The 13,729-nt window shown below is 49.5% G+C and carries 17 protein-coding genes and 1 tRNA gene; 12 read left to right on the forward strand and 6 right to left on the reverse strand.

The features are described 5' to 3' along the window. Nucleotide 1: 1 nt before the first annotated feature. The 10 genes from ffh to ACFWUL_RS02050 all read left to right on the forward strand — a co-directional run bounded on the left by ffh (nucleotide 2) and on the right by ACFWUL_RS02050 (nucleotide 6,529). Nucleotides 2-1,363: a signal recognition particle protein gene (gene ffh, locus ACFWUL_RS02005; RefSeq protein WP_416177658.1), complete on the forward strand. Its 1,362-nt coding sequence runs from the start codon at nucleotides 2-4 to the stop codon at nucleotides 1,361-1,363. Between the two features lie 28 nt (nucleotides 1,364-1,391). Then, nucleotides 1,392-1,655 carry a 30S ribosomal protein S16 gene (rpsP, locus tag ACFWUL_RS02010; protein WP_273095934.1) on the forward strand — a complete coding sequence of 88 codons (264 nt, stop codon included), beginning with the start codon at nucleotides 1,392-1,394 and terminating at the stop codon, nucleotides 1,653-1,655. Nucleotides 1,656-1,667: 12 nt separating this feature from the next. Continuing rightward, the gene (locus ACFWUL_RS02015) at nucleotides 1,668-1,895 is read left to right on the forward strand and encodes a KH domain-containing protein (protein WP_288781574.1); all 228 of its coding nucleotides are present in this window, start codon (nucleotides 1,668-1,670) and stop codon (nucleotides 1,893-1,895) included. A gap of 10 nt (nucleotides 1,896-1,905) precedes the next feature. After that, nucleotides 1,906-2,313: a YlqD family protein gene (locus tag ACFWUL_RS02020; RefSeq protein ID WP_296097925.1), complete on the forward strand. Its 408-nt coding sequence runs from the start codon at nucleotides 1,906-1,908 to the stop codon at nucleotides 2,311-2,313. A gap of 1 nt (nucleotide 2,314) precedes the next feature. Further along, on the forward strand, nucleotides 2,315-2,812 hold the full coding sequence (gene rimM, locus ACFWUL_RS02025) for a ribosome maturation factor RimM (protein ID WP_416178104.1): 498 nt from the start codon (nucleotides 2,315-2,317) through the stop codon (nucleotides 2,810-2,812). Nucleotides 2,813-2,912: 100 nt separating this feature from the next. Then, nucleotides 2,913-3,659 carry a tRNA (guanosine(37)-N1)-methyltransferase TrmD gene (gene trmD / locus ACFWUL_RS02030; protein ID WP_416177659.1) on the forward strand — a complete coding sequence of 249 codons (747 nt, stop codon included), beginning with the start codon at nucleotides 2,913-2,915 and terminating at the stop codon, nucleotides 3,657-3,659. A gap of 2 nt (nucleotides 3,660-3,661) precedes the next feature. Beyond that, nucleotides 3,662-4,243 (forward strand): RNA methyltransferase, encoded by a 582-nt coding sequence (locus ACFWUL_RS02035; RefSeq protein WP_416177660.1) that lies wholly within the window; start codon nucleotides 3,662-3,664, stop codon nucleotides 4,241-4,243. Nucleotides 4,244-4,249: 6 nt separating this feature from the next. Then, nucleotides 4,250-4,984 carry a YebC/PmpR family DNA-binding transcriptional regulator gene (locus ACFWUL_RS02040; RefSeq protein WP_296097932.1) on the forward strand — a complete coding sequence of 245 codons (735 nt, stop codon included), beginning with the start codon at nucleotides 4,250-4,252 and terminating at the stop codon, nucleotides 4,982-4,984. A gap of 423 nt (nucleotides 4,985-5,407) precedes the next feature. Beyond that, nucleotides 5,408-5,977, forward strand: a complete 570-nt coding sequence (locus ACFWUL_RS02045) for an NADPH-dependent F420 reductase (protein ID WP_416177661.1) — start codon at nucleotides 5,408-5,410, stop codon at nucleotides 5,975-5,977. A 132-nt stretch (nucleotides 5,978-6,109) separates the two neighbouring features. Next, nucleotides 6,110-6,529 carry an Rrf2 family transcriptional regulator gene (locus ACFWUL_RS02050; protein ID WP_297021845.1) on the forward strand — a complete coding sequence of 140 codons (420 nt, stop codon included), beginning with the start codon at nucleotides 6,110-6,112 and terminating at the stop codon, nucleotides 6,527-6,529. 700 nt (nucleotides 6,530-7,229) lie between these two features. Here the strand turns inward: ACFWUL_RS02050 and ACFWUL_RS02055 are convergent. The 5 genes from ACFWUL_RS02055 to ACFWUL_RS02075 form a co-directional block, all read right to left on the reverse strand. Next, complete coding sequence (locus ACFWUL_RS02055) at nucleotides 7,230-7,643, reverse strand: IS3 family transposase (protein WP_416177662.1); 414 nt, start codon at nucleotides 7,641-7,643, stop codon at nucleotides 7,230-7,232. 221 nt (nucleotides 7,644-7,864) lie between these two features. Beyond that, nucleotides 7,865-8,641, reverse strand: coding sequence for an ATP-binding protein (locus ACFWUL_RS02060; protein ID WP_322350056.1), 777 nt, complete (start codon nucleotides 8,639-8,641; stop codon nucleotides 7,865-7,867). Continuing rightward, a complete protein-coding gene (istA, locus tag ACFWUL_RS02065) occupies nucleotides 8,631-10,202 on the reverse strand; it encodes an IS21 family transposase (protein WP_416176889.1) in 1,572 nt (523 codons plus the stop codon). Before istA ends, ACFWUL_RS02060 begins: the two co-directional genes overlap by 11 nt. A 168-nt stretch (nucleotides 10,203-10,370) precedes the next feature. Continuing rightward, nucleotides 10,371-10,907, reverse strand: coding sequence for an IS3 family transposase (locus ACFWUL_RS02070; protein WP_416177663.1), 537 nt, complete (start codon nucleotides 10,905-10,907; stop codon nucleotides 10,371-10,373). A gap of 11 nt (nucleotides 10,908-10,918) precedes the next feature. Then, the gene (locus ACFWUL_RS02075) at nucleotides 10,919-11,323 is read right to left on the reverse strand and encodes an HTH domain-containing protein (RefSeq protein WP_416176806.1); all 405 of its coding nucleotides are present in this window, start codon (nucleotides 11,321-11,323) and stop codon (nucleotides 10,919-10,921) included. 338 nt (nucleotides 11,324-11,661) lie between these two features. On the opposite strand from ACFWUL_RS02075, the gene ACFWUL_RS02080 reads away from it, so the two are divergent. After that, nucleotides 11,662-11,745, forward strand: a tRNA-Leu gene (locus tag ACFWUL_RS02080). An 80-nt stretch (nucleotides 11,746-11,825) separates the two neighbouring features. Here the strand turns inward: ACFWUL_RS02080 and ACFWUL_RS02085 are convergent. Then, nucleotides 11,826-12,995, reverse strand: coding sequence for an iron-containing alcohol dehydrogenase (locus tag ACFWUL_RS02085; protein WP_297021843.1), 1,170 nt, complete (start codon nucleotides 12,993-12,995; stop codon nucleotides 11,826-11,828). 297 nt (nucleotides 12,996-13,292) lie between these two features. Here ACFWUL_RS02085 and rd point away from each other — a divergent pair, with 297 nt between their 5' ends. Beyond that, nucleotides 13,293-13,457 (forward strand): rubredoxin, encoded by a 165-nt coding sequence (gene rd / locus ACFWUL_RS02090; protein ID WP_297021841.1) that lies wholly within the window; start codon nucleotides 13,293-13,295, stop codon nucleotides 13,455-13,457. Nucleotides 13,458-13,729: the final 272 nt, after the last annotated feature.

Genomic DNA, 13,729 nt, shown 5'->3' on the forward strand with positions numbered 1-13,729 from the left:
TATGCCATTTGAAAGTTTAGGCGATAAACTGCAGTCTGCCTTCAAGGACCTCCGGGGTAAAGGAAAGCTTTCGGAAAGTGATATCGACGGCGCTCTCCGGGAAGTCCGGCGGGCCCTTCTGGAGGCAGATGTCAATTTCAAGGTGGCTAAGGATTTCATTGCCCATGTCCGGGAAAAGGCCATGGGGGAAGAGGTCTTCGGCAGCCTGAAACCGGACCAGACGGTGATCAAGATTGTCCGGGATGAATTGACGGATCTCCTTGGTGGTACCCAGAGCAAGATCACCCTGTCCCCTTCGGGACTGACCATTATCATGCTGGTGGGGCTCCAGGGCGCCGGCAAGACCACCACCGCCGGCAAGCTGGCCCTCATGTTCAAGAAAAAGGGCCACCGTCCACTGATGGCAGCCTGCGACGTGTACCGTCCGGCAGCTATCAAGCAGCTGGAAGTATTAGGCCAGCAGACGGATGTACCGGTATACCGGATGCCGCCCAATGTGGATCCTGTCCACATCGCCAAATACGCCATCGATACGGCGAAGGCCTATAACCGGGATATTGTCATCCTCGATACCGCCGGCCGCCTCACCATCGATGAAAAGCTGATGGCGGAACTTCGGAATATCAAGGCCGAGGTCCATCCCCATGAAATCCTCCTGGTCCTGGACTCCATGACCGGCCAGGATGCCGTAACTACGGCCAAGGCCTTTGATGAAAACCTTGGCATCGACGGGACCATCCTTACCAAGATGGACGGCGATGCCAGAGGCGGTGCTGCACTTTCCATCAAGTCAGTCACCGGAAAGCCGATCAAGATGATCGGCGTTTCAGAAAAGCTGGATGGGGGATTGGAAGATTTCCATCCTGACCGTATGGCAGGTCGCATCCTTGATTTAGGAGACCTGGAGACCCTCATTGAGACGGCCCAGAGGAACATGGATGCAGATTCACTGAAGGATGCTGCAGGGAAAATCAGAAAAGGAGAATTCACTCTCGATGATTTCCTGAAGCAGCTGAAACAGGTGAGAAAGCTGGGTTCCTTCCAGTCAATCCTTGGCATGCTTCCGGGCATGGGCAAATTCAAGGACCAGCTCAAGGATATCGACCTTGACGGTAAAGAAGTCAAGCATATAGAGGCTATTATCCTTTCCATGACTCCTGCCGAAAGGGCTAATGTGAAAATCCTGAACGGCAGCCGCCGTAAGCGTATCGCTAACGGCGCCGGCGTGAAAATCCAGGATGTAAACCGCATGATGAAGCAGTTTGCTGAAATGCAGAAGACCATGAAGAAAATGAAGGGCAAGAAAATAAATCCATCCAAGCTGGGAGGCCTTGGCGGCTTCCCCGGGATGTTCCATAAATAATCGAGACCAATTCAAGGAGGTGAATTTCATGTTAAAAATTCGTTTGACCCGTATGGGTGCCAAGAAGAATCCGTTCTACCGTATCGTAGTTATCGATTCCAGAGAAGCAAGAAACGGCGCTCCCACCGATACCATCGGCTGGTACGACCCTGCTAAACTGGACGCTCCGGTAAAGATCGATGAAGAAAAGGTTCTTTCCTGGCTGGGAAAAGGCGCACAGCCGACCGACACCGTTCGTTCTATCCTTAGAAAGAATGGCATCCTTGCTAAGTTTGCAGAAGCAAAGAAATAATGGGGGCCGCGTATGAAAGAATTAGTGGAAACACTGGTAAGGGCTCTGGTAAAGAACCCTGACGCCGTCTCTGTCACCGTAGTCCAAAAGGGCAGCCTGGAGATCTATCAGGTCCATGTTGCCCCGGAAGACATGGGGAAGGTCATCGGCAGGAAAGGCCGCATTGCCAATGCAATTCGCACCGTAGTCAAGGCAGGGGCTCTCCGGGAAAACCGGAAAGTGGCTGTCGATATTATCTGAGGGGTGCCAAATGGAAGAAATGCAGATTATTGTCCCGGTGGCTGTGAAATCCAAGCTCACTGAGGCTTTAAAGACTACACTGCTCAATGAAATCGGGCAGAATATCAGCCGTGTCGAACATGATATGGCACAGCTTGATTTTGAAGCAAATGGGAAACTGGCTGAACAGGCGAAGATCAACATCCAGGCCGTCGCTCCACTCCGCGCCCAGTATGAGGCCCAGAAGGCCCGTATGCAGCAGGTGAAGGATAAGCTGAATGCTGATAAGGAACACCTGGAAAAGCTTGCCATTGGTGCAGAACTCAACCGTGCACCCATGAGCCGTCTTGTAACCGTCCATGTCGGAGACGATATGAATGAACTCACCGGCGGTGAAATCCTGGTTGAGGATGGAAAGATTATCGCTTTCCGCAACTGATATGAATCCCGATGAGAAAATAGTCGTCGGCCGAATCGTAGCCCCGCATGGTGTGCGGGGTGATTTGCGTATTCTTCCCGATACGGACCGGCCGGAGATTTTCAAAAAGCTCAAAACGATTTATATCGGAGGGAAGGCCTTTCATCTTGTATCGGCCCGTCCCCACAAGAATGTGTATATCCTTCATGTGGAAGGCGTGGACGACAGGAACAGGGCGGAGACCCTCATTTCCAAAGAGGTGGAAGTGCCGTTTTCGGAACTGCCACCCCGCAGGAAAGGGACCTATTACTACTTCCAGCTTATCGGGCTCAAAGTGGTGAAGGAAGATGGCAGCCCCGTAGGGACGCTGAAGGAAATCATGGAAACCGGTGCCAACAATGTCTATGTCATTGGTACGCCGGACCACAAGGAAATCCTGATTCCGGCCATACCGTCCTGTGTTCTCTCCGTGGATACTGAGGCAGGACAGATGACGGTACGCCTGCCGGAGTGGGAATAGTTGTATAAAGGAACGGGCAGGGGCACGGGAATTCAGAAAGCAGTCCATGGGGCCCCTTTTCGTGCAGTCCTGCAGGTTCCTGTTTCAACCAGAGGTTAACTTGAAGATTGATATTCTATCCCTGTTTCCTGAATTTGTGGAAGCCTTTTTTAACCAGAGCATGATTAAAAGGGCCCTGGAAGCAGGCCTTATGGAAATGGCGGTCACCAATCCCCGGGATTTTACCAAAAGCCGCCATCGTCAGGTAGATGATACGATTTATGGTGGTGGAGCAGGCATGCTGATGATGTGCCAGCCCCTTTTTGATGCCTGCCATCATGTACTTCCGGAGAAGGGAAAGCGGGATCGGGTCATTTTCCTGTCCCCCGCCGGCGAGACGTTTACCCAGGATAAGGCGAAGGAACTGTACCGGAATTATGACCATCTTGTTCTCATCTGCGGGCACTATGAGGGCGTGGACCATCGGGTGGAAGAACATCTGGCGGATGAACTGATTTCCATTGGTGATTACGTGCTCACCGGGGGAGAACTGGGCGCCATGGTTATCAGCGATGCCGTGGCCCGAATGGTGCCGGGGGTCCTGGGAGATGCAGGCAGTGCTGCCACCGATTCTTTCTACGAACCGATTCTGGAGTATCCGCAGTACACAAAGCCCTACGATTACAATGGGTGGAAAGTACCGGATGTGCTCCTGTCCGGCCATCATGCCAATATTGCCAGATGGCGGAGGAAAGAAGCCCTTCGGCGCACGCTCCATCATCGGCCGGACCTTTTCGAAAAGCTCACCCTTTCCGGAGAGGATAAAAAGCTGATGGCGGAAATCCGGGATGAAGAAAAGGAGGAGTGAAAGTGGCACCTGTCTATATAGGTCTCATACACTATCCTATTTACAACAAGCACATGGAAGTGGTCACTACGGCTCTTACGAACTATGACCTCCATGACATTGCCAGAACGGCAAAAACCTATGATGTGAAACGGTATTTCATCGTGCATCCCGTGGAAGCACAGCGTGAAATGGCCCTTCGCATCATGAACCACTGGAAAACAGGTGGCGGCGTCCATTACAATGCCAACCGCAAAGAAGCCTTTGAAGAAACAGAACTGGTTCCTTCACTGGAAGATGCGATTTCCCAGATCGAAAAAGAGACGGGAAAGAAACCGGCTATTGTCACCACCGACGCCAGGGTGTATCCTAATACTGTATCCTACGCTGCCATGCGCAGGAAAATCCATGAAGAGGACACGCCCATATTCATTCTCTTCGGTACAGGCTTCGGCATGACCAAGGAAATGATGAAGAAATTTGATTATATTGTGGAACCGATTTATGGCGCCGGCACTTACAACCACCTCTGCGTGAGAAGTGCGGTGGCCATCATCCTCGACCGCCTTCTGGGCGAACCCTGGTGGAATAAAAAGGAGGAATAATTTACTATGTCCGGACATTCCAAGTGGGAAAACATTAAGCGCAAGAAAGGCAAAACCGATGCCATCCGCGCAAGAATTACCACCAAGATTTCCAAAGAAATTACCATTGCAGCCCGTATGGGCGGCGGAGACCCGGTAGGCAACATGCGCCTGAAACTGGCTCTCACCAAAGCGAAGCAGAACAATGTGCCGAAGGAAAATATCCAGAGAGCTATTGCCAAAGGCGTTGGCGCTGCCAGCGGTGCCGGCTTTGATGAAGTGACCTACGAAGGCTACGGTCCCGGAGGCGCTGCAGTCATCGTGGAATGCAATACGGATAACCGCAACCGTGCAGCTGCCGATATCCGTCATGCCTTCACCCATCACGGCGGTTCCGTCGGAACACCGGGATGCGTATCCTGGATGTTCAAGAAGAAGGGCACCATCGTAGTCAGCAAGGATGCTTCCGATGAAGATACTGTCATGATGACAGCCCTTGATGCCGGTGCTGATGATGTGGCAACCAACGAAGACAGCTTTGAAATCACCACTTCTCCGGAAGACTTCCTCACCGTATCGGAAGCCCTGGAAAAGGCCGGTATCCCCGTAGAAGCTTCTGAAGTAGCTATGGTTCCGGATAACTATGTAAAGCTGGAAGGCGATGCAGCCCAGACCATGGCTCACCTCACCGCTGAACTGGAAGACCTGGACGATGTACAGGAAGTGTACACGAACGCAGAACTTCCGGAAGACGCTGAATAATGCCAATAAAAAAACTCCCTGCGGGGAGTTTTTTTTATTGGCAGGAAGAGTATACTCGGACTATTGCGGTTTGTAGAGCTATTGGAGCGGTGCTGATGGATAGAGTCATTCGTGCGGGGGCTTCTAGCTACTAGCGGCTAGCAACTAGGAAAGCTCTACAGCCTACGGCACGAATGACTGGCGAAAATACCGGATGGGAAGCGCCGCAGGCTGGCCAGCTTTCCTAGCAGCTAGAAGCTAAAAGCTAACAGCCCCGTGTGAGTGACTCTACACGCAAGCATACTAACCACCAAACCCAACAGCTCGACAAACTGAAATTGGTCACCACATAGCCAAGATGTAATTCTTGACATTACAATGGCCTTATGCTATATTATATGTAACACGAACAGTTACATATAATATATGGAAAGGATGATAACTATGGAAATTACAATTTTTGGTAAAGGCAATATGGGTAAGGCCATTGGCGGAAATTTTGAAAAGGCAGGACAGCAGGTGACCTATACAGGCCACGATTTCAAGGATGCCCTGGGCGACATCGTTGTGTTGGCAGTCCCTTACGGAGCGGTGGACAGTATTATCGATGCCCACAGGGATGAACTGAAGGGGAAAGTGCTCATTGATATCACGAACCCCGTGGACTTTGATACCTTTGACTCCCTGGTGGTACCGGCGGACTCTTCTGCGGCAGCAGAAATCCAGAAGAAGCTGCCGAATACTTCTGTGGTGAAAGCATTCAATACCACCTTTGCAGCCACCCTTGCTTCCGGACTGGTGGGAGGCAAAGAAAAGACCACGGTTCTCCTGGCATCGGACTCTGAAGACGCCAAGAAGACTGTGAAAGAAGCACTGGAAGGAAGTCCCCTTGCCGTTAAGGATGCGGGCTCCCTGAAACGGGCCCGGGAACTGGAAGCCATGGGATTCCTGCAGATTACCCTGGCAGCCCGGGGCCAGTTCAGCTGGACCGATGGATTTGCAGTGATCGGATAAGGATATGGCAGTTTTCGGGGTGACCTGACCAGCAGAATGACCTGTTTCCATAGAAGACAGGTCATTTTTGTCTGTTTCGCTCCCTTGTGGTATACTATCCGTGATTGATTTGTCTAAAGGAGTATGACTTTTATGCAGGTATCTACCCAGTTTACCATATCCATCCATATTCTGGCCTATGTAGCCCTTTATCAGGATAAGCAGAAAGTAACCAGCGATGTCCTGTCGGGAAGTATCCAGGTGAACCCGGTCATCATCCGCCGTCTTCTTTCCCGGTTGAAAAATCACGGTATGATTACGGTCCATCGTGGGACCGGCGGTACGTTCCTCGCCAGGAAGCCTTCGGAAATCACATTCCTTGATGTCTATGATGCCGTGGAAAACTTGAAGGAAGAGGGCCTCTTCCATTTTCATGAGCATCCGAATCCCGCCTGCCCGGTGGGTCGGGATATCCATCACGCCCTGGATGATAAGCTGGCGGAAGTGCAGAAGGCCTTCGAAGACAAGCTGGCTTCTTACACCCTGCAGGATGTGCTGGGAGACATGGAATAGCCGGGATCTTCGTCCCCTGTGTATCAGGAGGCGGTGCTGGTGTGTAGAACTGACCAGTAGTGCAGGGGCTTCCGGATGCTGGCCCCTGGTAAGCTCAATGGCCTACGGCATGAATAATTGGCGGAGATATCTGGTGGAAAGCATCGCAGTCGGATTGGTTTTCCTGAAAGATGTTAGCTGAAAGATTCCGTACAAGTGCCCTTGCCCGCAAGCATGCAGAACTGACTGTTTTCTATCATAGGGACAGATGGGCACTTTCCCCGACTATACCGGAGACTGACAAAAAATTTATACCTCTTTATTAAAAATTCCAGTACCTCCATTTTGATAAATTTTCTCAAAAAAGGTGTACAATAAAGATGCGGAAAGCCGGAAGCCCTTTCCACAGTTCAAAAACAGTTCCCTTTGAAAGACAGATCTTGTTTTTTCATCCTCCTCCAATTTTGGGAACTGTTTTTCTATGCCTCGAATGATTATTGGCTTGCTATTGACCGAAGGGAAAATATAAAAATGCGGCGCTATATAATCTGAGCGCCGCACAACCACTCCTCACTCTGAACTGGCCCCCTTGTCAAGGACACAATTAAAAGTGTAGTTTGAACCCCAAAGAGGGGCACCTGCTCACGTCCACCCTGACATTTCCACGCATTGGCGTCGTATAGGCTCCAACACAAGTGCCTGTGCTGGTTTGCCTCATTTGCTACGGTATTTGCCCAAATAAGCTCCCAATAACGGCATCTACGGCCAGCTCGCAAGGATCCCTGGTAATTTCAGGAGGAGCGGGCACGTAGGGGACGTCCAAAGGGTGTTTTCCGGTAGTTACGAAATTGTAGAATTCATTTGGGGAAAGCTTTGCCAGATCCCACTGGTAGCGACGGTTATTGTAATAGTCAATATAATCATCAATGATGGTTTTCACCTCCTCGAAGCTGGTAGCAACGGCCAACTTGTCTCTGATGCAGTCCTTCATGTGGCCAAAGAAACTTTCCTGTGGTGCATTGTCCCAGCAGTTTCCTCTTCTTGACATAGACCGGCGAAGGTTACTTTTTCGAAGAAGATCGACAAAATCATAGCTTGTATAGTGGCTGCCCTGATCTGAATGGATAATGGTCATTGTATTCAATGCTATAGGGTGGTCCCGTAGTAGAGCTTTGACTGTATCTAGTACAAAGTCAACCTCCAGGGAATCGCTGACTGAATATTACGCCGTTTGAGAGCCACCCAATACGCGGTTGAGAGCCACCTTGGTGGCCTTGGTAAAAAAAGCAAATACGCAGATGAGAGCCGTCCGCAGTCGGTGGACAGTGGACGGCTCTCCTGCATTATCTATATTTGTTAGTCAGCGGCAACTTTTACTTTTGAACCCTTCATTTCTTCTTCAGCAAGCCGTTGGCGCATGGAAACTTGCCCTTGAATCTCGAGTTTATAGGAGCCTGGGATAATCCGGTCAAGAATGGCATCTGCCACGGCTCCGCCACCAAGCTGCTGATGCCATCCGGAATAGGACAACTGGGAGCAGAAAATCGTAGATACCTTTCCAAGTCTGTATTCCAGAAGTTCCAGAAGGCTGTCGCTTCCGTTCGCTTTAACGGGAAATAGCAAGAAATCATCAAGAATAAGGAGCCGAACATTCTGAAGCTTCTTCAGATAGTCTTTCTGCTTATTCTTGGATTCTGCCAAAGAATAATCCATGAAGAAATCCGGCAGCCGAAGATACAGAACTTTGTATCCGGCACGGCAGGCATTGAGGCCCAATGCATTGGCGATGAACGTCTTTCCGCAACCGGTGGCACCGCAAAGGATTACATTACGCTGTTTGTCGATATAGGCATTGGTTTTCAGATAGTTGATGAGATTCCGATCCAGGTGACGGTCAGGAAGATACTGAATCCCGGAAAGATCAGCCTGGCTGTCGGAAAAATGGGCATTCTTGATGAGCCGCTTCAGCTTATTGTTGAGGCGTGCATCGGATTCTTTGTCGACAATGAGTGTAAGGCGCTCATCAAAAGTCATGTCAGCATATTGTTCGGGGTTCTCAATCTGATCCATATAGGCTTTGGCCATGACGGACAATTTCATTTCCTGCAATTTACGAATAGTGTCATTCTTCATGGTGATCACCTCCATAGTAAGCGGCACCTCTTACGAAAGCATGGGAATTGTCGTCAGCATTACTTTGCGGGGCCGTCTGGCATTCGGATTCTTCCGGTGTAAGTCCAATATCCAGTTTTTCATCTAAAATGCCTTTGACCAGCTTGTAGCGGGGAACCGGCATTTTCTCCAATGCAAGGCGGCAAGCCTTATCCAAACGGTCGGTTCCGTATTTTTCACTGAGCTTCAAAAGCCCAATGCATCCTTTGTAAGCCTGTTCTTCTACACGGTAGCTGCTTAAGAGTCTGTTTACCACTATTTCTGCAGATGGACCGCATTTCTTAGCCCAACGGCGGAAACGGTTTCCATCCCACTGGCTGTACAGCTGATGATTGGGAGGCATGTGCTCTGTAATCGTATCATACTGTCCCCAGCGACCGGTAAGACGTCTGTGGCTGGCAATCCGGGTCCCTTCATAGTAAATTTCTACTACTTTGCTGGTGAGCCGGACATCGACTCTTTTGTGAACATAGCGGAAAGATACGGAATAATTCTGGTGATCTACGGTTATATGGTAATTAAGCTGCACCGTGGCTTTCCGCCATTCTGCATACTCATAAGGGAAACGGGGCAGCGGCTGGAGAAAAGGAAGCTCTTCGGTAAGAAATACGGAATACCGGCTTCCATCCTTCTTTTGGAAAGGCGCTTTGTTGAATTTCTTAAGCAGCCCGTCCACAGCTGAATTAATCTCATACAGGCTGAAAAAATGATGGTTGCGTAGCTTTCCGATGATGTGAGTGGTGAGCTGACCAACACTTCCTTCAACGGCAGCTTTATCCTTTGGCGTTAACACACGGGCTGGCAGAATCGTCATGCCATAGTGATCTGCCAATTCCTGGTATGCCTTGTTGACCACAGGGTCTTCGTATTTCCTGTTAGAAACGATTCCGGTCTTAAGATTATCCGGTACAAGAAGCCGCGTGGAGCCACCGAAAAATGCCAATGCGTGGATATGTGCCTGAATCCATGATTCCTCTTTCATATCCGGAAATACTTCGGCATAGCAGTACATACTGAAAGGCAGTGTACATACAAACATATATGTCTTAGATATCGCTCCTGTAACAGGGTTGTACAAAGGAATTGTAGTACCGGCCCAATCCACCATCAGTCTCTCACCAGGTTTGTGGTGGATATGCATGGTCAGGCGGTTGGAACTCACGTAATCCCGGTACTTCTTACAGAACTGTGTATAGCGGAAATAAAGCTTTCCCGTTTCACGACAATCCATCACATACTCTTCCCAAAGCTGTTTGAGCGTAACACCGTCTTTCAAAAGTTCTTTATGCACAAAGGCATAATCCGGAGGTGTTTGGAGAGATGCAGCTACATCATCCGGGAATAACTTCTGGTGAAGCACATCGTCAGGCAGCTCCGGCAATTTGCCAGGATCCAACCCCTGTACCTGGTATGCCGTAACAACTTTGGAAACTGTATTGCGGGATACTTGGAGCGTTCTGGAAATGGAGCGCTGGCTTTCACCGTGGAGAAAGTGAACTAAAATCTCTTTTTCATTAGCCATTGAAACCACATCCTTTCGTAGAACAAGTGGGAATATCTCCACAAGTCCATTGTACAAGGACAATTGGTGGCTCTCTAGCGCGTATTCAAACAAAAAAGCAGGTGGCTCTCACCTGCGTATTGGGTGGCTCTGAGGAGCGTATTGGGTGGCTCACTTGGTGCGTATTATTCAGCTGACCACGTAGGCCAGAATCTGCTTGGTAAAGGCATCCAAAATAGTAGATAAGTAGGCAAAAATTCCATTGTATGGCAGGTAGGTAATGTCCGTCAGTAGAACCGTTCTGGGGCCAAATTCCTCAAACCGTCTCTTCAACAGGTTTGCAACCACATTTCCTGTCTGCAAATCCCGCAGAATCTTTCTTCGTGGGTTCAGCTTTCTGAGAGGGCATATGAGATTGTACTTGTTCATCAGCCGTAAAACTTTCTTCCGGTTCATAATGATCGGCGGGGTCATATGCAGCAGGGTCATATGGATTTCCCGGGCCCCCTTGGGATATTCATCCATGTTGTATGCACGCAGAATGAGGTCAAAGTCCCGACGGTCTCTTTCTTCACGGGCTGCACGGAGTGGTGCGGCGTTCAGCCATGCATAGTATCCGCTGCGGGAGACACCGGCTATATTGCAGAGATCTTTGATGTTGAGCCGATTCCCCGACGCCTGCGTAGTTTCGTAGATGATTTCAAATATACTGGAGGAGTCATTCATGAGCACTGCACCTATTTTCTCGAAATCCCTACAGATGTAATTTTTTTTAAAAACTCCACCTGTTGCTGCAGGTATTCCACCCTGCTTTCGAGACGGCTTAGAGGATCTTGCCCGCTGACAGCCGCCGGGCCTTTGGAGGGGCCCGGCGGCTTGCGCCCCTCGTGGAATTCGCCGTATTTGGCGTACTCATCCTTGATGTGCTGAGTAATACTCCAAATCCTTCTCTGCCCAATAACGTCGGCTGAAAAGCCATGGTGCTTCAGAATGTCCCTTGGCAATGCGCCCTTTTGGTACTCGGCATAGAATTTTTCTTTGAAACTCTTAGTCAGCATCAATGTTGACCTTGTAACGCTGAAAACGTTGGGGTTCAGGATTAAATCGGCTATCTGTTTGTCGGTAAATAGTTGTTTGCTCATGTGCATCCTCCTTGAAATGATGTAGATTGAGCATACCATAGGCACCGAGGTTGTGTCTAACAGGCCGGACCATGGTTGGCGCGCCATCCAGACCTGCGTCACGCCTAAAGGCGCCTGGAGTGGGGAGGAAAACTGTGAGGACGTGTCCAAAATATGGGGGCCTCACTTTCGGACGTGTCCACTCCTCGGGATCCAGTTTACTCCTCACTCCTCACTCCTCACTCCTCACTCCTGATTAAAAGGTTCAGATTCCCCTATATAGTGGGGCAAATCTTTTATTCACATATTCCTTCCCATTGACCAATCTTCATGGCTCCTATATAATAATTACTGTTCATGCGAGCGTGGCGGAACTGGTAGACGCACAGGATTTAGGATCCTGCGCTTTATGCATAAGGGTTCGAGTCCCTTCGCTCGCACCATCAAAAAAGAGCGGAAAACGAGAATTTCGTTTTCCACTCTTTTTTTAATAGCCTGAAATTTTACTAATGCCACTTAGAAATCAGAAGGTCACGGGCTTGCCGTAGTAAGCACATTCCAGGATGCGGCCCATGGTTTCATCATCCACTTTCCGCGGGTTCTCCGGCGTGCAGGCATCGAGAACCGCATTGTGGGCGATGGACTCTTTCTTCTGCAGGTATAATTCTTCCGGCACCCCATAGTCCTTGAGAGACAGGGGGATATCCATCATCCGGTCGAAGTGGCGGATGGCATCTTCATAGGAAAGCACCAGCTGGGCATCTGTATGGCCAGGCAGTCCTACCGTTTTGGCCAGATCCGCATACCGGCTCATGCAGGCTTTCTTATTGAACTGGATCACATAGGGCATGAGTATAGCGTTGGCGCAGCCATGGGGAATATGGAAAATAGCGCCAATCTTATGGGCCAGGGAATGGGTGATGCCGAGAAGGCCATTGGAAAAGGCCATGCCCGCGAGGCACTGGGCAATATGCATTTTGCCCCGGGCCTGTTTATCGCCGTGGTAGGATTCGAGAATATTATCAAAAATATCAGACACTGCCTGCTTGGCCAGGGGATCTGTAAACCCGTTGGCGCAGGTGGAAACATAGGCCTCCGTAGCGTGTGTGAGGGCATCCATGCCAGTGTAGGAAGTCAGCTTCGGCGGCATGGTGAGAGGAATGTCCAAATCCAGAATTGCCAAATCCGGTGTCAGGTTGAAATCTGCCAGGGGATACTTGATGCCTGTGGAATAGTCTGTGATGACAGAGAAGGAAGTGACTTCTGTAGCCGTACCGGATGTAGAAGGGATGGCTACGAAAATCGCTTTCCGGCGAAGGGGCGGAAGGGAAAAAGGTTTCTTGACCTCATCAAATGTCAATTCCGGATGTTCATAGAATACCCACATGGCCTTCGCTGCATCGATGGGAGAACCGCCGCCGATGGCAACGATGACATCCGGCTGGAATTCTTCCATGGCCTTGGCCCCTTCCCTGACTTTCTCAATGGACGGATCCGGGGCGATGCCTTCCATGGTATAGGTCTCTATGCCCGTATCATGAAGTACTTTTTCAACTTTCTGAAGGAAACCGCCGCGTCGCATGGAATGGCCACCAGTACAGATAAATGCTTTCTTGTGGCCTTTCAGTACTGCGAGCTTTTCAATGGCGCCATAGCCTACATAAATATCTCTTGGAAGCGTAAAACGGAACATGAAAATCTCCTCCTTTTTCACAAAAACAGGGCATCCGCTTTATTTCAACAGATTCCTGATATTTTTGCTTCACCTATAGTATAACCTGCTTTTGCCGGAGTACGGTAAATCTTTCCAAATCCGTATAAATCAACGGTTCGCTATGACTAAATGTCATTCGAGGAATGAACAATGGGTTGACGGAAAGGGGACTCTTTTTTATGCGAGTGCTTTTTTCTTATGATATAATAAATGTAGAGTTTACATCCCCGGCCAGGGGAAGTTCCCGCTAGAGCAGTTGGGAGAACGGAGGAAATTATGAAGAAATATGTGTGCAAAATCTGCGGATGGATTTATGATGAAGCACAGGGTGATCCGGATAATGGAATTGCGCCGGGCACCAAATTCGAAGACCTCCCTGCCGATTATGTATGCCCCATGTGCGGCGCCGGCAAGGACGAATTTGAAGTGTATGAAGGGTAATCCGGTATTGTCGGATAAAAACATTGGGTTATGGAAAAGCATGGGCTCCGTTCCGTGCTTTTTTGTTGCTATCTTCATTGTTATCAATTGTCATTTTCGCGGAAAAATATACTTGACAATAATAGTAAACCGCGGTATTATAAATACGTAAACAAAAGGAAACCGCCATTGGCCGTGGCGGTTCCACTCATTGTTACCAATCTTTCTCAACAACTCCAACGTCTCCAAAAAAGCCTCCCGCAAAAGGGAGGCTTTAGACGTGGCGGTTCTTC

Origin of the sequence: Dialister sp. (assembly GCF_047832375.1) — a bacterium.
Lineage (GTDB): Bacteria > Bacillota > Negativicutes > Veillonellales > Dialisteraceae > Dialister.